The organism is Brevibacillus sp. GCM10020057 (genome assembly GCF_042683565.1).
In the GTDB taxonomy this organism is placed as follows: Bacteria; Bacillota; Bacilli; order Brevibacillales; family Brevibacillaceae; genus Brevibacillus.
Window position 1 is genome coordinate 1 of record NZ_JBHUJW010000022.1, and the last position, 18,269, is coordinate 18,269.

Here is an 18,269-nt window from a genome sequence, read left to right on the forward strand (position 1 = left end):
GAGCTGACGAATACTAATCGGTCGAGGACTTATCCACACACCCTTGGCAAGCATGCAGATCCAGTTTTCAGCGAACGAACGAATAAAGCTGTATTCCCGATTACTTGCGAAAGTAATGGTGAATACAGCTTTTTTGCATTTGTTTATAGGTAAAGAAAATCGCCGGTCAACTGTACCGGCTTTTTTTGTCCCTAAGACTCCGTATAGGCTGAAGATACAGCCTGTACGAGAGGAGGGAGAACCATGTCTATACATCCACTAAGGCTGCTGGCATTGCTGCTGCTGGCGCTGTGTGTAAGCCTGGGGGCTTATTTGATCGTGAAACCCCAGACCGTGACGTACATACAATTGCGGCCCAATGTGGATAAGGAAAGCGGACAGTTGTTAGAAGCACAAGATATTGAGCCATTGACGGTCAGCACGGGGGGACTGTTTCAGGGAAAATCGCTGCCGATTCCCGGCTTACTGCTTTGGAGCGAGGCATCCGACTTGGTCGGAAGGTCTTTAAGCCGAAAAGTGCAGGGCGGACGTCCGCTGCTCGCAACTGATCTGGAGCCGTCAGACCCTTTGCAAGGCGCGGCCAAACTGAATGCAAGCATGACAGGAATGAGCATACCGGTTGACAATGTGTCAGGTGTGTCGCCTCATTTGTCGACAGGGGGGCATGTACATGTGTATGCATCCTTTGAAGATGATGTCGGAGCACATTCTGGTCTGCTGTTGAAAAACATGCCCATCATAGACGTGCAAAGAGAAATGGAGGGAGATCAGCCAAATTTGGCAGCAGTGACTCTCTTGCTATCAAAAACCGAAGCAGTTCTCCTCACGCATGCGCTTCATTACGGGAAAATTCGACTAGGGTTGGCAGCAGTGGTCGATGGGGAGGAACCGGGAATAGGCGATGCCCATTTTGCGGCTGAGCTCATGAAAACGAAGAAACGCTGGGGCGTACAAGAGGAGGAAAGAGAGTGAAAAAACGCTTGCTCATCGTGGATGACGATATGGAATCTGCGCTGGAACTGCGGCAGGGATTGGCTTCAAGTCAGTGGTTGGAGATTGGCGGCCAGGCGACGTGCATCGAGGAAGCGTGGAACCTGTTGCAATCGCTGCGCCCGGATATGGTGCTGCTCGGAGGGATCAAAGAAACAGAGCGCGGCATTCTTTGCCAGCAATTTCGATTGGCATATCCACACTTATCCTTTATCGCAGCCTGCTCGCCACAAGAACTTACGTGGGAGCCGTTTTTCCGCAATTTGGGAATCTGGGTGGTGACAAAGCCGGTACAGCCTGGTCAACTAGAAGCGCTGGCGCTGATGTCAGCCGGAGTTTCTGGGGCAGAAGCTGCCAAGGTCTCCCCGCCAGCGCATGCGGCAGCCGTTTTTCCCGGCTCTAGCCAGCTTGCACAGCCACAAACGATTTCAGCGTCACCTGTTCAGCCTGTACTCCCGATATCGTCGCAACCGCCAACCAAGCATTTGATTACCGTATACGGGCCAAAAGGCGGCGTAGGCAAGACTTTCATCTCGCGGGAGCTCGCCATATTTTTCGCCATGCAGAAAAGGGAAGGGCGCTCACTGCGGGTACTGGCTGTAGACTTCAATCTGGATCTCGGCACATTCGCTACTGCTCTTAACCTGCCGCGTACTCCCAATCTTTTTACATGGGTGCAGGAAATCGATGCCCAGCTGCAAACCGCTGCATTGCATCAAGGACGAGACCCGCGCCTGGTGCGCAGCGAAGAATGGCAGGAGTTCGTTTCAGCAATGCCGTTGTCCCCTCATGACATATCCAAATACGTCGTACGCCACACCGAAACGGGTCTGGATGTACTTACCTCCCCGCGAGATATCCGACACAGCTTTGAGATCAAAGACTACCATCTTTACCTCATTCTCGAGACATTGAAGCAGAGCCAGTATGATGTCATTCTCATCGATACGGCTCCTGATACGACGGATGCGACCATCCAGGCCCTGTTTTTCGCCGAGCAAGTGGTCATGGTAGGCAACCCGGTTGTGGATTCCATCGAGAATATTCAACGATTGTTAAAACTGCTCAGGGAGGCCGACTATCCGGAAGAGCGAATCCAAATGTGCATGAACCGGCTCCAACGAAAAGAAATGTTCACCCTGGAAGAAATTCGTGCATATTTTCAACTGCATCCCAGCAAGAAAATTTTCTCCATACCGGATGATGTGGAAGTCAAAAAGTCGATCAACAGCGGCATACCCGTCATGCTCCATCCGGGGCGTTCGGCAGCCAAGGAAGCAATTGAGACATTGGGAAAAGCATTGCTGCCTGTTGATGCGGAAAAACCGGCAACCGTCCCGGGCGCGAAGCCCAAGGAACGGCCGACTCTATTACGATGGCTATGGGGATAAGGAGGAGCTGCCATGTTTGATAAAAAGCATTTGCTTGGCATCCAAAACCAGGGGCGTCCCATACACGATTTGCGCACACTTGGCAGAGAGGCGGCGCGATTGCCGCAGACGCTGCACGAAAAAATGCAAGCCAATGTGACGCCGCCCGCCGGAGATGCGCGGATTTCCCCGGAGGCAGAGGTCTCGATCCGGACCCAGATTGTCGAAAAATACGGCAAGCGTCTATGGGAGGAGAAAAACTCCCAGCCGTTTCTGATGGAGTTGATTGCGGACATCCAAATGCTTCTCGAAACACAAACACCGCTATCCTCGCTGCAACTGGAGGCAGAGGCAAAGCGCATTCTTCATTCATTGACAGGATGGGGGCCGCTGGACCAGCTGCTGGATGACCCGGACGTTACCGAGATTTTGTTTCACCGCTATGACCATCTCGTCGTGGAAAGAAAAAGTACAGGACGTCTGGAGGCGCCAGACATTCCCGTTTTCCGCGACGAGGAGGAAATGCTGCGGCTGTTGGAGAGAATCGCGGCAACCATGGGAAGGGAATTCAACGAGACGAAGGCGGAGCTACATACGCAATTGCCGGATGGCTCACGGGTGGCGGCCACGCATCGATCCATCTCGCCCGATGGACATATGCTGACCATACGGAAGCACAGGGAGCTTTTGAGTGAAGCCGATTATTTGCGCTATGGCTCCATTTGCGAACCGATGCTGCTGTTTTTGCGGCGTGCAGTCGGTCTTTCCCGTGCATCGGGAATCGTAAGCGGCGGGACCGGATCGGGGAAAACACATTTGCTCAATTTGATCTCCCAGTACGTCTCTCCCTCGCTTAGCATCATTACGATTGAGGATGTTTTGGAGCTGAAACTGCAGCATCCGTTTGTGCGCCGCCTGTTGGCAAAGCCGGCCAACTACGAAGGCAAAGGCGGTTTTTCGATCAAGGATTGCGTCCGGCTGTCCTTGCGCAAGCGTCCCGATGTCATCATGGTCGGAGAGACGCGCGGCGGCGAAATCGTAGACATGCTCTGGGCGATGAATACCGATCACCCAGGCAGTTGGAGTACGGCGCATGCCAACTCTCCGCGTGCACTGGTGGATTCGACGCTGCCCATATTGTTCGGGAAAGCGGATGAGGTCTACAGCGCCGAAGAGCGTAATTTGATGATCGGATCAGCGTTGGACTTGATTGTGCAAGTAAAGCGTTTTGAGGAAGACGGCAGCCGCAAAGTGGTGGCGATCACAGAGGTGGTAGGCACAGGTCAGTCGCATGAAGAGTGGATTAAACGGGCGTGCAATGTCAAACAGGTGCTGCCTGACCGCGTCTATTTGCAGGACATTTACGTATATGAGCCTACGGGTGTCCGCGATGGGAAAGTGATTGGACACTTCAAATGGACAGGCTATCGTCCCGAGCGATTGATCAAGCAATGGGTGGAAAAGGGATTGACGCGGGAGGAAATTGATCAGGTCTTTTTCACAGAGCCTATATCGTGCTAGGGGGAGAAGCATGACGGATTTGAGCTTGCCTATCGCTGCGGGAGTCGGAATCGGCCTGCTTTTGTTGCTCGCTCCCCGTACGTGGTTTGCGCGGGGGCCGGCAGGGAAGCACGCCATCATCGATCAGCTTCAGCGCGAAAGAAAAACGATCTGGAGCCGGTTGGAGGACAGGCTGCTGCAATCGCGCTCAGGCTGGGGCAGCAATCAGTACGTTGCCTTTGCCTTTTTGTCCGGTCTCGTCTCGTTTGCACTTACTGCGCGTATTTTGCAGTCATGGCTGCTTGCATCGCCAGCGCTGTTGGCAGGCATCCTGTTTACGGAGCGAGTCGTGATGATCTGGGGTGCGAAAAGAAAAGATCAGTTCGAGGCAGGAAATGTGAAAGCGATCCGGCTCATGGCCAGTTCCTTGCGCACATCCCCGTCCTATTTGCATGCGTTTGAGCAAGTAGCCGCAAGTCCGTATTTGGAGGCAAGCGTGAGAGACGAGTACCGTCGGATCGTCGAGCTGCTGCGGGCACAGGTGCCATTGGAGCGCGTGATGGGATCGTTCTACGAGCGGACAGGTTCAGCGGACGTAAAATACTTGGCGACCATCGTGCAGATTCAGCGGGAAATGGGAGGAGATATGGCCAAGACGCTCGATTTGGCCGCTTCGACCATTTTGCGGCGCAGACAGTCTATGCGCAGGCAAAAGGCCGCCATGGCACAGATCATTTCCCAAGTAAACCTTCTTAGCGTCATGCCTTTTGTCTTCGTGATCGCGCTTTTCGTCAACAATCCGCATCATTTTGATGCATTAACCGCTACGCTGGGAGGACGGCTTTTGATCCTGGCGTCTTTGGCGTGCATCCTGCTGGGCGGGGAAGCCATTCGCTATGTCGCGCAAAAAAGCGTTCACAAAGGAGGGTGAGCCATGGGACTGTTATGTGCGCTGATCGGATTGGCTCTTTTTTTATACGGGTTTCCGGCCTGTCTCGGCAGCGGCGATGGGATCATTCTGTCTCTTTTTAGCAGGATTGAACAGGAACAACAAGCCCAGCTGGAGCACTCCTTTCAGCAGTCGCAAAGCAGGTGGACGCTCGTACGCTATTTGGAAAAGCACGATGATGTTCTGGAGCGGTTGTGTGGATGGCTGGGCATCGACCGGAAAAAGACGGAGGAGACGCTGCAAAGGCTCCGCCTGAAAGTGAGCCTGCCCGAAATTGTGCTCGTCCGGGCGATCGGGCTGATTCTGATGGCTTCTTCCCTGATGCATCTGGCCGCCAGCGTGTACGTGCAGCATTCCCTTCATACTGCGAACGGCTTGCCGCTCTTAGCCAGCCTGATTTTGTTTTTGCTCCCAGCCTGGATTTTGGACGGATTGGATAAGCGGGCCAAAGGAGAGATCCGGGAGCAGGTACCCGTCTTTTTTAGCATTGTGCTCGCGCTGGTGGAGGCAGGAATGCCGCTGCAATCAGCGGTCAAGGAGACGGCACAGCGTTTCGATGCGAGGCTGGGTCATGAGATGGCTCGCCTGGAAATGGAAGAGCGGCGTCTTGGGACATGGAGAAAGGCTTTGGAGGAGCTGGCCTTTCGCTGGGAAGTAGACGCATTGACGACGATCGCATTGGAGATGAACGAAGCGGTCAACAAAGGTGTAAGCATTGCCGGCATGCTGGCCGTACAGGTCGAGGAGCAGGTACGGCAGCTGGAGGACGAGGCGGCGACGCGGATGAACCGTCTGAATATCCGGCTGTTGCCGTTTGTCATTGTTTTGATGGGGGTTCCGCTATTGTTTTTGGTGATGGGGCCGGCTTTCATCGGGATCGAGGAACGCTTGTGAAATATTTTTGCGGGGGGCACTGTCTTTTGACAAAGTGAAAGAAGAAAGCCGAACACGAAAAAAGGAGTGAGCGCGAATGGCCTGGTTCAAAAAGTATGCCCAGCGGTTTTGGCGGGAAGAGGAAGGCGTGACCATTGTGGAGATGGTGATCATCGTAGCCGTGATCCTCATTTTGATTATCCCGACCTTGGCAAGCCTTGGGGAAGCCGAAGACGCAAAGCTGTCCGAGCTGCAGGAAAAAATCAGCAAATGAATGGCGTAATCCTGTTCGCGCTATTGGTGACAGCAGCGTTCTATGACTGGCGCCGCCGCAAGGTTCCCAATTGGCTGACGCTTCCGCTGATTGCCGCCGGGCTGTGGGAGCAATGGCAGGCAGGTACAGTTTGGACGGCTTTGGGAGGAGTAGCCGGGGCGTTTTTGCTTACGGTCGGCCCTGTCGTCTGCAAAGGAATGGGTATGGGCGATCAAAAGCTGCTCATGGCGATTGGCGCGTGGAGCAGCTGGTCGGAGGTATACCTGCTGTTTCTGTCCGCAATCTTGCTCTGCCTCATTTCGATTGTGCTGCTTCCTCGCGTTTGGGCGCCTCTGCGGGACAACTTGCAGAGGCTTGCGGCCGGCTGGTCCGCACATCGACAGCTGTGGCTGCCTGGCAAAGACGAAGCGGCGATTTCATTTCCGTTTGCCGTTTTTTTGCTGGGGGCATACGGTCTGCATCAGCTGCCGCCACTCATGGGGGCCGCTTCATGAGTGGCGGCTGGCGTCGAAAAATGTGCGCGTTGTTCCAGGACGAGCGCGGCAGTCAGATGCTGGAGTTTGTTTTGGTCTTTCCGCTGGTGTGGCTGTTGATTGTGTTTGCCTTTGATCAATTCAGCATTTTGTACAACAAGCAAAAGGCGCTCGCTGCTGCATACGAAGCCGGGCGAATTGCAGCTGTACAGCCCAATTACGGCTTGGCCAAGTACCATGCCAGGGAACGGGGAGAGGAAGAGCTGAAGGCGGGGCTGGGCGTTGCGGATCACGACGTTCGGATCGAACTGGCAGACGGGCGCTGGAAGAAGGGAAACCATCTCCGTGCGGAAGCCACCCTCTCCTTTTACTTGCTGGCCACCGGGCAAAAATTCGAGCTGACCGAAAGCTATTACATGATGATTGAGAATGCGGAGGAAAAGAAATGATTCGCCTCTCTGGCAGATGCGGCTCCAAGCTGAGGGATGAACGAGGCGTCATCACGGTGACCATGATCTTTTTTCTCTTTTGCCTGGGCGGGCTGCTGTCCTTGTTGTTGTTTCTTGAGCAGACACATTTGGTGAAAATGAATGTCCAGCAGACGGCAGACCTGATCTCGAAAGGGGCGAGGGCGGCGGGGAAGTGGGAGTATATTGACGCAACGGGAGAGAGGCAAACCCGGTTGTATGCGACGACGGAAGAAGCTCTTCAATCCAAAGCGGACGTCATTCGGGGTGCAAGAGAGGAAGCAGAGATTCTCTGGAATCAGAACAGGGCATCTCTGGATGGTAGGGCCGGTCAGGCACGCATTGTCCATCAAAAGGGTGAAATGCAGCACTTGTACAGGCAAGGGATTTACTACGTCTGGATTGGCGTGAAGAGCACTCTCTCCCTGTTTTGGGGAGAGGACGAAGTGGAGCTTGAGCGCGTTTCGCAATCAGGCGCTTATGACTAAAGGCTTATGTAAGCATGACACTCCGTTATTTTTGTCCTAATCCCCTGTGGTAATTTTGAAGTATCTACCAAAAGTGGGGATAGGAGTGAATGGGCGATGCCTTCCAAAATAGTGGAGCGGTACAAGCGAATTCTAAGCGGAGAACAAAAGCGTTTCTCCCCGTACGAATTTGAAGATGCGCAGTATCGCAAACAAAAGATTCAGCTGGTTGTGCGATATGCGATCGAAAACGTGAAGAAGTGGACTCCCGAACAAGCGCGGCGACAGCTTAGCGTGAAGGATGTCAAGGATCTGAAGCTCCATCTGGTGCGCGAGTATATCGAGCCTCCAATCGAGGCCAAGCCTGATGACGTTTATTATATCGTGGAGTATGCGTATCCTTATTTGCCGCGGCCTTCGGAAGAACAGCGGGTATTGTGGGTCTATCAGGAAGTGCTGTCAGGAATTCGCCGCCACTTTCCGCCCTTGTACTTTCAAAGCCTCAAGGGGGAGGAGCGGGCAAAAATCTGTGTCGATTACATGTGCAGCCACCTGATGAAGCTGCCCGATGTCAGCCATTTGCCTAAAATATTCGGGAAAACAGAGAGGGCGTACAGCCTTCTGAAAAAATACAAGCTGAAAATTCTCGTGGATACGCTGTATTTCTCTCCCTTTGACATGGTGACGGAGATGTATCCGCACCTGAAAGATCCCGCCCTGTGGGAAGAGTACTAAAAATATTTGCGTAAGGCCTCTGTCTTTTTTTACGGTAAGAGTAGTTTCATTGGCTTATAAGCACATGAAACGGCCGTACTCTACAGGTGAGAGAAGGAGGCGTTGCGAATGGCAACAGTAGAGGCTCACCAAGATTGCTCTGCGACGACAGCAGAGCAGCTTCTCGGGCGGAGGGTCCGCTACCAGAAGCACAAGCCTGGCAGACATCTTTCAGTGGAAAGACTGCCGAAGGAAAGCGTCCAGATCGAGACCGTACATCGCTTTGGATGCAGGATCGTGTTCAATGACGGGATGATTGTGATGGAGAATGCTCCGACCGTCATGGAGCGAGGGGGCAGGATCGCCCTTCTCCTCGCCACCGGGGAAGAACTCTATTTGCTGACAGAGTGATCCCGAACCGATCGCTTTGCACGGCTGCGTGCAGAGCGATTCCCTCCAAAAACAAGCGGAACAGACATAGATGAAAAAAGATTTGACGAGTGGCGAAAGATGTTGCAAAATGTCTATTAAAATATACAAATATGTAAAAATTTGGGGGTATTTTGTCGTGTTAGCAAAGAGCGCTATCGAATTGGTCAACCTCTGCTACGAAGAGACAAACACCTTGGTGTCGCTGGAAGAGCTGAAAGAATCGTTTATTGTCTATGTATTCGGAAAGTACCAGGATGAGTTTTTGACAGAGTACAGCCTTGAGGAATTTTACGAGCATCTGGACCTCCTGCAATTGACGAACTGCAGGAGAGATTTTGACAAGGCAGTGGAGGAATGGTTTGTCGTCCAGTATGGCACGGTAGCCAAAGACGCCAACTACCACGATATTTTATTTACCCTCGTAAAGGAAGCCGTCGTTCAGTACCTGCCGCAGAACCGTGATGACCTGATCCGCGGCGTAACCAAACTGTTGACGATCCCGAGCGAATTCATTGCCCGATGGAAAAACGGATTGATGCGCGAGCGGACGACGCCCTCGTACTTCAAATACTTGATGAAGCTCGGCATACGCTCTCATGAAGATATCGAAGCGCTCGTAGACATGTGGCTGCTCGAATATCCAAACGCCTTTGACAAAAAGCAGCAGCAGTTATTTGCAAATCCGCCGCGGCGGGGCAGACCGAACAACGTGGAACTGGCTTTGCTCATCGAGATGGCATACGAGTTTAAACCGGAGATGACTGCGCAAGAACGCGAGCGATTGCGCAAAATCTACTACTATCATCGCAAATCCCTTACCATACGCGAGATGGTCGGAAAGTTCAAAAAATATATAAACGGTAAGAAAAAATCTGACGACTCACAGGTTGGCTAATGATGTTTCATCAAATGAACCGTTTTGTTACCCGGTTTCGTGACCTGGAACAAAGGGGACTTTCGCAAACTCCCGAGGAAGAGCGGCAATGGAAGTCTTTGAAGGACAAGCTCGCCATGTCACGGGGAGAAGAAGAGCATCAGCCAGTCTGCCAACGCCGCTGCATAGCCGTTACCAGCATGTATGCGCAAGCGGGAGCGAGCTTCATCGCCTCCAATGTCGCATATGCGTGGGCGGGCCAAGGCTTTCCGGTCACGTTAGGCGAAATGCCGGGGACCATTTCCTACTTTTACTTTGCGCTGGACTATGAGCGAAGGGTAAACCGACAGAATAATCCGTACACATCCGCACCGAAGCTCCTCCTGCAGAACAGTTATCTGCGCATCCAGATTGACCCCCCGTTCCAGCAAGATAAATCTTCCTACTTCGACGCAGCCCATTGGTTACTACGAACATGCAAGGAAAGTTCCATAGTCGTGATTGATGTTTCCTCCCATTGGAGAGAAGCCGTGGCAAAGCAAATACTGGAGCTGGCTGATGAAATTTGGGTGGTTTTTGACACCGATCTCGCCCGGCTTACGCGGTTGCTTTTGGTCGAACCTGTCCCTTCCTGGTGGACTTCTGAAAGACACAAAATCAAGTGGATTGCAAATAAATGGAACCAGCAGCTTTCGCGCAGCAGCGTGATGAAAAAGATCAGTGGGACCTTATCGCTCTGGGACCCAAAGAGCGGCCCCGTCGAGATCGAATACGTTGTTCCGCTGATCAATGTTGAAAAGGTCGGAGACGCCCAGGCAAGGGCAAGCCTGCTGCTTGAACAGTTCCCTGAAGAAGAGCATGAGTTTCAATCATTGATTCACTCCTATAAAGGAAGGATGCCATGAAAAAGCAAACCTTGTTTTTGATCTGCCTGATTTCCTTTCTGTTAGCAGGCTCATCTTTCTATGCAGCTACGCAATATATCGATGCAATGGCGGCAGAGCGTTTGTTTGCTCCCGTCGTCAAGGTGGCGCAGGGCAAGGAAATCTCACCATTTGAACCCATTACGCGGGAAGATGTCGTTCTCGTATCAGAGGAAGTCGACGAGATTTTGCCTGATGCCGCCCGAGACCTGGAGAGCGTCATCGGGAAAAGGAGTGTCCAGAGCATTTATGAGGGAGAGCAGCTGCTTATAGGCAAGCTGACAGATACCCAGCTGTTACCGGAAAAAGGGCAGGCCAGATATGAGTTTCCCCTGACGGATATTCAGCCATTGACGGAATTGCGAAAAGGTGACCACGTGAAAATTTGGGTGAAGTATAAACCGGTTACAGAATTGCAAGGCTTGCCGGAACCTGCCCAGTTTACGAAGACGAACGACACGGCGGACCTGTTGTTTGAAAGTCAGTTGGTTAGCGTCAGGGACAGCAACGGGATTGAAATTTACACCCTAAAGCCAAGCACATTACCTTCGCCTGACCACATGGATGCCGTTTTTAACGGTTCGCGGGAGAAGCCGCTCCAAAATGGAGAGAAACGATACCGTGACTACCGTGTGCAGCCCACAGCATTGCCAGCCTTTATCGGCTTTAATCTGACGGACCGGGAATACGTCATCCTCTCGGAGGCAATGTCATATGGAACGTTACAGGTTGGCCAGATCATGGTTACGAAGGAGCAAGCTTCATGAAAATTATCGCATGTTATCCCATGAAGTCGTTAGCAAAAACGTACATGCCGGAATCAAGCGAAGTGCTGGTAGCCGAATCTTCAGAGGAGTTTTTCCGCTACGTTCGATTGTACCAGCCCGATGCCGCAGTGTTGTTTTCAGAAATGTTTACGGCACCCCCCTGGGAGTGGCTGCCTGCGGCCAGGGCATCTATGCCAAAAGAAACCCCGCTCATTATCGTCCCTCTTTACCGCGATGAGATGCTGGTGGGAAAAGTGACAGAGGAGATGGGTTTACCTGGTGTATACACCTTGTCGGCGCAGCTGTCTCAGGAGGAGATCCGCGAGCAAATTTGCCTCATTCTCGGATTGGTGGGAGGGTCACAGGAAAGCGAGCGGGCGGAGAGTAGCGGACTCGTTTACTCGCTTATGAGCTACGGGTCATCCGGGGTCACTACCTTTTGCATTAACTACCCGATCATTTTGGCCAGACGGAATCCCCAAAAGCGGATCGCTGTGCTCGACATGAACGAGGCGAAGCCTGATCTGACACGTTTTTTCAAACTGCAGAAGCATCAACTGGCGCTTTTCCGTCCTGACTTTTTGGACGAGAGCACGGCCAAGCGGCGAAACTGGGTTCAGGTGTGCAAGCAAAGTGTGCACATGCCCAATCTGTATTACGCCCATGCGGCGAACAAGTGGAAGAGCGCGGAAATAACCAACCTGATCGCGGCGTTTCGTCAACAGTTCGATTTTGTTTATGTCGATTGGGGGTACTGCTTCCCGGAGTCGGAAGCCATGCACCGTCTGCTCTTTTCCGCTGATCGCAACCTCTTATTTGTTCGTGCAGATCCTTTCAGTATTGAAAATGCCAAAGAGTGGATTCGCGGCTGGCGGGAAAAAGGTGTCTCCTGCGAGGTGCTGCTCAGTCATTCGGACAAAGGACAGCCATTTCGGATTGGCGAGGAGATTTCTTTGTACGGCGTCGTTCCGCGCATTTCCGAAGGGAGGCTCATGCAGTCTCAACGCAGCAATAGTGTGCTGGTCGAGGAATTCTTTCCGCCGAAGCCTTATGTGGTCAGCCTCCGGCAGATCGCTGACGCGGAATACTCTGAAAAAAGTGCGGTGTTGATCTGATGCGTACGTTGGAACAGCCATGGGCACCGGCGAGGATGCAGGAAGTGGAGGAGCTCAAGCAGGCGGCCAGAGATTATCTCAATCACCTTGGCGTCACGCGTGAAGAAAAGCTGGAGATGCAAAGAATACTGGCTTCCGTGGAACAGGGAAACAGGGACAGCCTGAATCGCATTATTCTTCATCTGCAGCACTATTTTGAGGAGGTTTTGAAGCGGCCTGTTACAGAAGAAATATTGCCGCATGTCAACGGCTATGAAGGCCTGGCTTTCGCTACGTACGGGTGGGGAATTCTTGATGCCGTGCTCCATTTGTCACCGTGGGTAGAGGAGGTCCGCATCTCGGCGAACAGGAAGGTAGCCTATATCGAGTCGGGAGTGAAAAAGTCACTCGCTTATATTCCTACATGGCGGGAGGTGGAAATGCTCCAGCAAAAGCTTACCAACGCCGCCGGTCTTTCCTTTAACGAGAAGAAACCGCGCCTTAGCGGGTACCTCGATGCATTAAAGGCAAGGCTGACCATGTTTACCTTCCCGTATTCCCGTGTGCCAACTATTTTGGTCAGGAGATTCACGACTCCATCCTTTTCGCTGGATAGCCTCCGGACGCAGGAACAGCCTGCCTTTGATGAAAAGGTGCAGCTGTTGCTAGAGCAGCAGGTGTACGGGCGCGGAAATGTGCTGGTGATTGGGCCGATGGCTTCGGGGAAGACCACCTTGATGCTGTGCATGCTCAAGCTGAAAGACCCGGAAACGGAATACGTGACGATATTTGAAAGCGAGCATGAGATGAGATTTGGCGACGTCTGGGACGGTGAAGTGATCGAACTGCAAAACGTAGAGGAGATCGGGATTGAACTGGGCCATTGCTTCAAAGACATGTACCGCTCGACTGCCAATACGATTCTCATCGGGGAAATCAGGGAGCCGATCGAAGCCTACCATTTCATCAATGCGGGTGTCAGGGGGACAGATGCCACGATTGGGGCCATGCACGAGAGGTTCCCGCACAAAGCGCTGCAAGACTTGACCGACCTTGTCTACCAATACGGGGGACGAAGTATCGAGCTGACGCAGGAGCGGATCAGCAGAGCAGTCAACTTTGTCAATTCTCTCACTTACCGCAATAACGGTCATCGGTTCATCGATGGGATATACGTTACGGAGTGGAATGAGACTTTTGGGCGAGTCGAATCCGTACCGCTTGTCAGCCACAATGTCCTGACGGGAGAGTACGAGTGGACGGGTAAACAAATATCGCCGCACTTGATCGAATACATGTGCTATGTAGGGAAGGCGGATTTAGACGTGTTAAAAGAGTTGAATCTGACGGATTTGGGCAGGCATCTATGAAGTACGCACTGCTCGTTCCGATGCTGCTGTGCATTTTCAATGGCTTTCTGTTCCTTGGCCTTCATTTGTACAAAAGCTGGTCCTCACCAAAGGTATTGATACCCCGCACAATCGAGGTATGGAGAGAAAAATTTCTCCATCATGCGACTCGACGCAAGCTCTACAATCGTTACAACAGATGGTGCCAGTTGGGGGGAGGAACTCCGGAGGCACATTTGCTGGTCTCCTTGATCGGGGGAGTCTCCGGCTTTGTATCCGGGATTTTGCTAGGAAATGTGATCGTTTCCCTTTCATTGTTTCTGTTGTTTCTCTTGTTGCCGACCTTGCTGCTCTACGCCCGTTTTACCGTGCGCATCAACAAGAAAATTCATTCGTTTTGCCGCTTTGTGGAGCTGTTTTCCCGTTACTACAACAGCCGCAAAAACATCATCCTGACTTTTCGGGAGATCGTCGGCGAGTGTCCGAAAGAGCTTTTGCCGGAGCTGTTGCTCGTAAACAACAGCCTGGCAGACGGCGGCGATCCGGTGCTGGCTGTTGAACAATTTGCAGAGCGGCTGGACCATCCGTGGGCGTACGATTTTGCGATGTACATTACGAGCGGGCTGGAAGGGGAAACGGAAGACATCCAGGCGCCGCTCAACAGGCTGACCAATGAGATGTTCGTGCAGCAGGACGAAAAGGAAGAGCGCGATAGTGAAATCTATTCGATCTGGATCAGCTTGCTCATTGTCATCGTCATTTGTATTTGTTTGATTCCGTACAACCAAAGCCTGCTAAAGGACTCCTACCGCCTCTACTTTTATACGCCGGATGGACAGGCCATTCTTGCACTCGCGGTCACTGTTTGGGCATTTTCGATTTTGCTAGCTTTCATTTGGGGAAGGAGATATCGCTGATGCCATTGGTTGTGATGTACAGCTACCTTGGCTTGGGGGCGCTCTTTGTCTTTGCAGCCTCGTTTATGGCCGGTAAATGCTTTTTCAGCATACAGCGTCCCAAATTGTTTGTATCAAAGGTGTGGTGGAGGAAATGGGAGCAAGTCGTGCAGGCAGAGGAGGACGAACGATGGCAGCAACTGCTCAATCGCGCTGGCAGACCATTCGGTTGGGGAAAAGCGGAATGGGTATTTGCCCAACTGGTGGCCGGGAGTTCAGTTTGCTTTCTGATCTTGCTCTGGGCAATCATAGACGGGTTTGAATCTGTCCCTGTTTTCTCGATGTGCCTTGCTTCCGCCGGGGCCTTCATGCTCCCTTACATAGGCTTGAAGATGTGGGCGGGGCATAGGGAGGATGTGCTCAGCACTGACATAGCCCGATTTATTAACCGATACATGACGCTTTTGGAAAATCAGGTACCCATTTATAGCGCCATGGTAAAGGCAGCACGGCCGACCAGAAAATTAAAAGAATACATCCCGTCGCTATCGGAATGGAACAAGGACCCGGACGAAGCTTTGGAGGGCTTCAAACGGAGAATCGGGGTAGATGATGGAGTCATTCTCGTGTCGAGTATGCGCACGGTCGAAAGCCTGTCGCCAGAACAGATCAGCGTGACTATGCAGCGCATGGAATGGGCAGTAGACCATCGCAGGATGTTCCGTCATCGCAAAAAGATCAAGTCATTGGGGATCGCCTACAGCGTCATCGTTTATCCCGCCTTTTACATCGGGCTGCTGGTTGCCATGTTTCCCTGGTACAAACTGCTTTCCGAGATTCTGAACAAATATTTGACCTGACAAGGAGTTGTCCATGACAAAGCTGCTGTCCATCATTATGTGTATCGTGTTTACCCTGGGAATCATCGTCTCCAGTCTGTCCCAGATCAATTATTCGGTCGTCAAGGATAGCGGACTGCGGGATCGCGCGGTCAGCTGGATCGATCAGGCGATACCGTGAGCGTTGTTACACACTTGCCTGTGCTGCAAAGCTGTTCGTGGGTTCCTTCACCCCATTTCCTTTCTGAAAAATCTACCTAATTAAAGGAGAGTGTCTTTCATGTCAAAAATGTTTTTTATATTCCTGGCATGCGTCATGGTGCTGGGGATCGGCGTAAGTTCATACGGCAATCAACTTAGCCCTGCGGCCAACGACTCGGCGGAGAGCATCAACAACTCGATCACCTCTCTCAACTACGATACGAAAAATGAAAATATCAACTTCCGTACGCAAAACGGAACGCCTTACACGTCCAACTGATGCTGACCCAACACGTCTTTCTCATTATCTTGATCATGGTAGGGAGTCTCTGTTCGGTTTTGTGGGGGATGCACCCGGAAGAGCAGCTGCGCCAGTCGCAGCAGGAGAGGGTACATCGAGTAGCGACAGTCATCTTCCATTAAAGAAAGGCGGCGCGTGCAAAAAGACATGGCAAAGCTCAAGGTTTTCATCATTAGTCTGACGGTTTTGCTTCTCGTCTTCTCCGCGTTGGGGGCTTATCACATGTACGCCATGGAGCGGGCGATTGCTCGCAGCATTTACGCCGACCTCCTTGACGATATGCAGGACATCGGATACCTGGATGCTGCGCTGGCCGACTACTATCTCCAGGAGATGGCGGATCTGGGGTGGGATGTGTCAGGCGATGTGTTCGCTGGCAGCATGCCGCGTGCAGAAAGCAAGCGAGCCAGAAAAGAGCGGCAGGAAACGGTGACGCTCGCCATGACGGTCACCCCGTCCAAAGTTGCGCAATGGCTGAACCGTTTTGTAGAGGGGCAGGTCGCGTTTACCTTTGTGGGCAGCCGTCCTTCCGAATACTTTGATCCGGGGTGGTAAGGGATGAACAAACTGATTGCAACATTGGCTTTACTCGTGCTGGTGCTGCCGTTGACCGTGAATCTGCTGCTGACGGGACCGGACAATCTGATGTCCGCGTGCACGCAGTTTTTTGGTGAACTGCTGGGCAGCGTGACCCGTTATGGAGCGAGCTGATGGGACAACTGATTGCCGTCATTCTCAATGTCATGGTGCTGCTCCTCCTGCCATTGGGCATTTTGCAGATCCACACGGTCGTTCAGGCGAAAAACGAATTGTTGGAGGTAAGTGCGGCTGCTGCCAAATACGTCAGCAATCACGGAGGAGCGAATGAGGCAGCGATCCAGCAGGGGGTGCGGGAAATCATAGCAAACGAGCTTAGGGAAAAGCAGTTCTCTATATCTGAAAGCGAGCTGAACGTGAGCATATCCCGCACGCTTTCCGCAGATCCCGTCCTGTGGAGCCACGCGGATGAATTTGAATTAAAGCTGGAAGTCCCTTATCCCTGCTTTACCGACCTGTTTCCCACCCCGTCTGAAAAGCTGCAAGTAACCCGGCACGGGACCGTCAACGTCATGGATTACGACCTGTAACAACCAATTGCCAACGGTCTGAGAACCAGCGACGACCGGTATGTAACTTTTCCAGTGCTGCAGGAGGAAGCCGGCACGCATCCAACCAATCATCATCTGGGATACACGCAACACAATAAAAACGTCAACACAAAACCTGATCATCACGAACCAATCACCACCAAAACAACACCGCCATTTAGGGGGCTACTCATACGGGTATCAATGTCTTGTCCATTTCGACCATCCTTTTCTTTCTGCTCGTGGGGATGTTTGTGGTCGATACAGATATGGCGATGCAGAAAAAAACGGAAGTAAAAATGCTGCTGGAGTTGGCCAACCATCATGCGACGTTTGCCGTCGATCCGATTCTGAAAACAGAGGGGGTTATTGATCTTCTGGAAGACGAAGCGATGGAGCGGTTCGAGGAACGGATGAACGAAAATGGCGGGTATCACCGGGAGCAGCAAACGTTCGTGCCGGGAGAAACCAGCGTGACCACCGATCCGCTGCCTTTCACGCGCTATTATGTTGACTTTCGTGCGTGGCAGCAAGATTTGGAGCTTTACTTGCGCTACAACGGAAAGGATTTGTTGCAGGAGCGTGTAGTCCCAGGAGCCGTTCGTCCGGGAGGCGGGCATTTGCAGGTGACTGTCGTGACGCCGGAGGGGGAACAGCTGCATCTGGCACCGAAAACGATGGTGGGTCCATCTCATGTCGTAGTAGCGTACGTGGACGAGCGGCCGTTTCTCCCGCTGCTTCCGGGGCACTCGTTTCCGGTCGTTTCTGTAGAAGAATTGAAGCATTAGTCAGAGTTATTTACAAATTGTGAATATATTTGGTAATATGAAGGAAAGTGCTTAGCCAGCTTGCGAGTGTGAGGAAGTAGCTCTCCGATCGTCCCGCAAGGCCGGTCCGTTAAGTACATAAGGTGAGGTTTTCAAATTGTTTGACAAAGATACCATTTATATCGTTGGCGATGCGCAGTCTTCCTCAAACAATCCCATTACCCAGCAGTTCAGCGCATTTTTTATAGGACTGGTCGTCGATACGACGAACGACAAGATTGTGGAAGCCGCGTGCTCTTCTACTGTTCAGTTGACGTCAGATTTTGCGAGGTCGATCTTTGTTGGTCACTCCATTTATGCGTCAGATGAAATCGGCGAAGAGATTCGTTATCGATATTTTGGATCTTCCCAAAAGACGTTGATTGCTGCGTTCAAAGACGCTCAAAAGAAGTACAAACAGGCTATTTCTGTACGAAACAGCAGACTTGGAGTAGCGGTAAGCAAGGAGTGCGGAAAATAGAATATTCGCTGCTTTATTTATTCGTATGTACACGACATACACGTAAGTAAAACCCAGCAAATGCTACAGCTTTGTGCATTTGCTGGGTTTTTTGCTTCTACA

25 protein-coding genes are annotated in these 18,269 nt (G+C 52.0%); all 25 read left to right on the forward strand.

Features of this window, described 5'->3' with window-relative positions; translation table 11 throughout:
- The first annotated feature begins 273 nt into the window (after positions 1 to 273).
- Positions 274 to 972 (forward strand): Flp pilus assembly protein CpaB, encoded by a 699-nt coding sequence (gene cpaB / locus ACFSO0_RS06655; RefSeq protein WP_376878110.1) that lies wholly within the window; start codon positions 274 to 276, stop codon positions 970 to 972.
- Positions 969 to 2,381: a CpaE/TadZ family protein gene (locus tag ACFSO0_RS06660; protein WP_376878113.1), complete on the forward strand. Its 1,413-nt coding sequence runs from the start codon at positions 969 to 971 to the stop codon at positions 2,379 to 2,381. Before cpaB ends, ACFSO0_RS06660 begins: the two co-directional genes overlap by 4 nt.
- 12 nt (positions 2,382 to 2,393) lie before the next feature.
- Complete coding sequence (locus ACFSO0_RS06665; RefSeq protein WP_376878116.1) at positions 2,394 to 3,881, forward strand: TadA family conjugal transfer-associated ATPase; 1,488 nt, start codon at positions 2,394 to 2,396, stop codon at positions 3,879 to 3,881.
- Positions 3,882 to 3,891: 10 nt separating this feature from the next.
- Positions 3,892 to 4,791, forward strand: a complete 900-nt coding sequence (locus ACFSO0_RS06670; protein WP_376878119.1) for a type II secretion system F family protein — start codon at positions 3,892 to 3,894, stop codon at positions 4,789 to 4,791.
- Positions 4,792 to 4,794: 3 nt separating this feature from the next.
- Positions 4,795 to 5,703, forward strand: coding sequence for a type II secretion system F family protein (locus ACFSO0_RS06675; RefSeq protein WP_376878122.1), 909 nt, complete (start codon positions 4,795 to 4,797; stop codon positions 5,701 to 5,703).
- Positions 5,704 to 5,779: 76 nt separating this feature from the next.
- Positions 5,780 to 5,956 (forward strand): pilus assembly protein, encoded by a 177-nt coding sequence (locus tag ACFSO0_RS06680; RefSeq protein ID WP_376878125.1) that lies wholly within the window; start codon positions 5,780 to 5,782, stop codon positions 5,954 to 5,956.
- On the forward strand, positions 5,953 to 6,450 hold the full coding sequence (locus tag ACFSO0_RS06685; RefSeq protein WP_376878128.1) for an A24 family peptidase: 498 nt from the start codon (positions 5,953 to 5,955) through the stop codon (positions 6,448 to 6,450). Before ACFSO0_RS06680 ends, ACFSO0_RS06685 begins: the two co-directional genes overlap by 4 nt.
- A complete protein-coding gene (locus tag ACFSO0_RS06690; RefSeq protein WP_376878131.1) occupies positions 6,447 to 6,878 on the forward strand; it encodes a TadE/TadG family type IV pilus assembly protein in 432 nt (143 codons plus the stop codon). Before ACFSO0_RS06685 ends, ACFSO0_RS06690 begins: the two co-directional genes overlap by 4 nt.
- Positions 6,875 to 7,384 (forward strand): hypothetical protein, encoded by a 510-nt coding sequence (locus tag ACFSO0_RS06695; protein ID WP_376878134.1) that lies wholly within the window; start codon positions 6,875 to 6,877, stop codon positions 7,382 to 7,384. The genes ACFSO0_RS06690 and ACFSO0_RS06695 overlap by 4 nt, the downstream gene beginning before the upstream one ends.
- 96 nt (positions 7,385 to 7,480) lie before the next feature.
- Positions 7,481 to 8,098 carry a DUF4046 domain-containing protein gene (locus ACFSO0_RS06700; RefSeq protein WP_376878137.1) on the forward strand — a complete coding sequence of 206 codons (618 nt, stop codon included), beginning with the start codon at positions 7,481 to 7,483 and terminating at the stop codon, positions 8,096 to 8,098.
- A gap of 108 nt (positions 8,099 to 8,206) precedes the next feature.
- Entirely contained in the window at positions 8,207 to 8,488 is a 282-nt protein-coding gene (locus ACFSO0_RS06705) for a hypothetical protein (protein WP_376878140.1), read from the forward strand.
- Positions 8,489 to 8,645: 157 nt separating this feature from the next.
- The gene (locus tag ACFSO0_RS06710) at positions 8,646 to 9,404 is read left to right on the forward strand and encodes a hypothetical protein (protein WP_376878143.1); all 759 of its coding nucleotides are present in this window, start codon (positions 8,646 to 8,648) and stop codon (positions 9,402 to 9,404) included.
- Positions 9,405 to 9,406: 2 nt separating this feature from the next.
- Positions 9,407 to 10,288: a CpaE/TadZ family protein gene (locus ACFSO0_RS06715; protein ID WP_376878146.1), complete on the forward strand. Its 882-nt coding sequence runs from the start codon at positions 9,407 to 9,409 to the stop codon at positions 10,286 to 10,288.
- A complete protein-coding gene (locus ACFSO0_RS06720) occupies positions 10,285 to 11,073 on the forward strand; it encodes an SAF domain-containing protein (protein ID WP_376878149.1) in 789 nt (262 codons plus the stop codon). Before ACFSO0_RS06715 ends, ACFSO0_RS06720 begins: the two co-directional genes overlap by 4 nt.
- Positions 11,070 to 12,188 carry a CpaE/TadZ family protein gene (locus ACFSO0_RS06725; RefSeq protein ID WP_376878152.1) on the forward strand — a complete coding sequence of 373 codons (1,119 nt, stop codon included), beginning with the start codon at positions 11,070 to 11,072 and terminating at the stop codon, positions 12,186 to 12,188. The genes ACFSO0_RS06720 and ACFSO0_RS06725 overlap by 4 nt, the downstream gene beginning before the upstream one ends.
- On the forward strand, positions 12,188 to 13,537 hold the full coding sequence (locus ACFSO0_RS06730; RefSeq protein WP_376878155.1) for an ATPase, T2SS/T4P/T4SS family: 1,350 nt from the start codon (positions 12,188 to 12,190) through the stop codon (positions 13,535 to 13,537). The genes ACFSO0_RS06725 and ACFSO0_RS06730 overlap by 1 nt, the downstream gene beginning before the upstream one ends.
- Positions 13,534 to 14,433, forward strand: coding sequence for a hypothetical protein (locus ACFSO0_RS06735; RefSeq protein WP_376878158.1), 900 nt, complete (start codon positions 13,534 to 13,536; stop codon positions 14,431 to 14,433). The genes ACFSO0_RS06730 and ACFSO0_RS06735 overlap by 4 nt, the downstream gene beginning before the upstream one ends.
- Positions 14,433 to 15,272, forward strand: a complete 840-nt coding sequence (locus ACFSO0_RS06740; protein WP_376878161.1) for a hypothetical protein — start codon at positions 14,433 to 14,435, stop codon at positions 15,270 to 15,272. Before ACFSO0_RS06735 ends, ACFSO0_RS06740 begins: the two co-directional genes overlap by 1 nt.
- 13 nt (positions 15,273 to 15,285) lie before the next feature.
- Positions 15,286 to 15,432 carry a hypothetical protein gene (locus ACFSO0_RS06745; protein WP_376878164.1) on the forward strand — a complete coding sequence of 49 codons (147 nt, stop codon included), beginning with the start codon at positions 15,286 to 15,288 and terminating at the stop codon, positions 15,430 to 15,432.
- Between the two features lie 99 nt (positions 15,433 to 15,531).
- Entirely contained in the window at positions 15,532 to 15,732 is a 201-nt protein-coding gene (locus tag ACFSO0_RS06750) for a hypothetical protein (protein WP_376878167.1), read from the forward strand.
- A 156-nt stretch (positions 15,733 to 15,888) separates the two neighbouring features.
- Positions 15,889 to 16,308, forward strand: a complete 420-nt coding sequence (locus tag ACFSO0_RS06755) for a hypothetical protein (RefSeq protein ID WP_376878170.1) — start codon at positions 15,889 to 15,891, stop codon at positions 16,306 to 16,308.
- A gap of 3 nt (positions 16,309 to 16,311) precedes the next feature.
- A complete protein-coding gene (locus tag ACFSO0_RS06760) occupies positions 16,312 to 16,464 on the forward strand; it encodes a hypothetical protein (RefSeq protein ID WP_376878173.1) in 153 nt (50 codons plus the stop codon).
- A complete protein-coding gene (locus ACFSO0_RS06765) occupies positions 16,464 to 16,880 on the forward strand; it encodes a hypothetical protein (protein WP_376878176.1) in 417 nt (138 codons plus the stop codon). Before ACFSO0_RS06760 ends, ACFSO0_RS06765 begins: the two co-directional genes overlap by 1 nt.
- A gap of 224 nt (positions 16,881 to 17,104) precedes the next feature.
- Positions 17,105 to 17,668 (forward strand): hypothetical protein, encoded by a 564-nt coding sequence (locus ACFSO0_RS06770; protein ID WP_376878237.1) that lies wholly within the window; start codon positions 17,105 to 17,107, stop codon positions 17,666 to 17,668.
- 136 nt (positions 17,669 to 17,804) lie between these two features.
- Positions 17,805 to 18,167, forward strand: coding sequence for a DUF3870 domain-containing protein (locus ACFSO0_RS06775; RefSeq protein WP_376878179.1), 363 nt, complete (start codon positions 17,805 to 17,807; stop codon positions 18,165 to 18,167).
- The last annotated feature ends 102 nt before the right edge of the window (positions 18,168 to 18,269 follow it).

Bases quoted from the DNA above. Each gene is read 5' to 3' on its own strand.
- ACFSO0_RS06675 (WP_376878122.1), top strand. From the start codon at position 4,795: ATGGGACTGTTATGTGCGCTGATCGGATTGGCTCTTTTTTTATACGGG.
- ACFSO0_RS06670 (WP_376878119.1), top strand. From the start codon at position 3,892: ATGACGGATTTGAGCTTGCCTATCGCTGCGGGAGTCGGAATCGGCCTG.
- ACFSO0_RS06665 (WP_376878116.1), top strand. From the start codon at position 2,394: ATGTTTGATAAAAAGCATTTGCTTGGCATCCAAAACCAGGGGCGTCCC.
- ACFSO0_RS06715 (WP_376878146.1), top strand. From the start codon at position 9,407: ATGTTTCATCAAATGAACCGTTTTGTTACCCGGTTTCGTGACCTGGAA.
- ACFSO0_RS06705 (WP_376878140.1), top strand. From the start codon at position 8,207: ATGGCAACAGTAGAGGCTCACCAAGATTGCTCTGCGACGACAGCAGAG.
- ACFSO0_RS06740 (WP_376878161.1), top strand. From the start codon at position 14,433: ATGCCATTGGTTGTGATGTACAGCTACCTTGGCTTGGGGGCGCTCTTT.
- ACFSO0_RS06685 (WP_376878128.1), top strand. From the start codon at position 5,953: ATGAATGGCGTAATCCTGTTCGCGCTATTGGTGACAGCAGCGTTCTAT.
- ACFSO0_RS06695 (WP_376878134.1), top strand. From the start codon at position 6,875: ATGATTCGCCTCTCTGGCAGATGCGGCTCCAAGCTGAGGGATGAACGA.
- ACFSO0_RS06700 (WP_376878137.1), top strand. From the start codon at position 7,481: ATGCCTTCCAAAATAGTGGAGCGGTACAAGCGAATTCTAAGCGGAGAA.
- ACFSO0_RS06690 (WP_376878131.1), top strand. From the start codon at position 6,447: ATGAGTGGCGGCTGGCGTCGAAAAATGTGCGCGTTGTTCCAGGACGAG.
- ACFSO0_RS06750 (WP_376878167.1), top strand. From the start codon at position 15,532: ATGTCAAAAATGTTTTTTATATTCCTGGCATGCGTCATGGTGCTGGGG.
- ACFSO0_RS06760 (WP_376878173.1), top strand. From the start codon at position 16,312: ATGAACAAACTGATTGCAACATTGGCTTTACTCGTGCTGGTGCTGCCG.
- ACFSO0_RS06720 (WP_376878149.1), top strand. From the start codon at position 10,285: ATGAAAAAGCAAACCTTGTTTTTGATCTGCCTGATTTCCTTTCTGTTA.
- ACFSO0_RS06730 (WP_376878155.1), top strand. From the start codon at position 12,188: ATGCGTACGTTGGAACAGCCATGGGCACCGGCGAGGATGCAGGAAGTG.
- ACFSO0_RS06765 (WP_376878176.1), top strand. From the start codon at position 16,464: ATGGGACAACTGATTGCCGTCATTCTCAATGTCATGGTGCTGCTCCTC.
- ACFSO0_RS06745 (WP_376878164.1), top strand. From the start codon at position 15,286: ATGACAAAGCTGCTGTCCATCATTATGTGTATCGTGTTTACCCTGGGA.
- ACFSO0_RS06735 (WP_376878158.1), top strand. From the start codon at position 13,534: ATGAAGTACGCACTGCTCGTTCCGATGCTGCTGTGCATTTTCAATGGC.
- ACFSO0_RS06680 (WP_376878125.1), top strand. From the start codon at position 5,780: ATGGCCTGGTTCAAAAAGTATGCCCAGCGGTTTTGGCGGGAAGAGGAA.
- ACFSO0_RS06725 (WP_376878152.1), top strand. From the start codon at position 11,070: ATGAAAATTATCGCATGTTATCCCATGAAGTCGTTAGCAAAAACGTAC.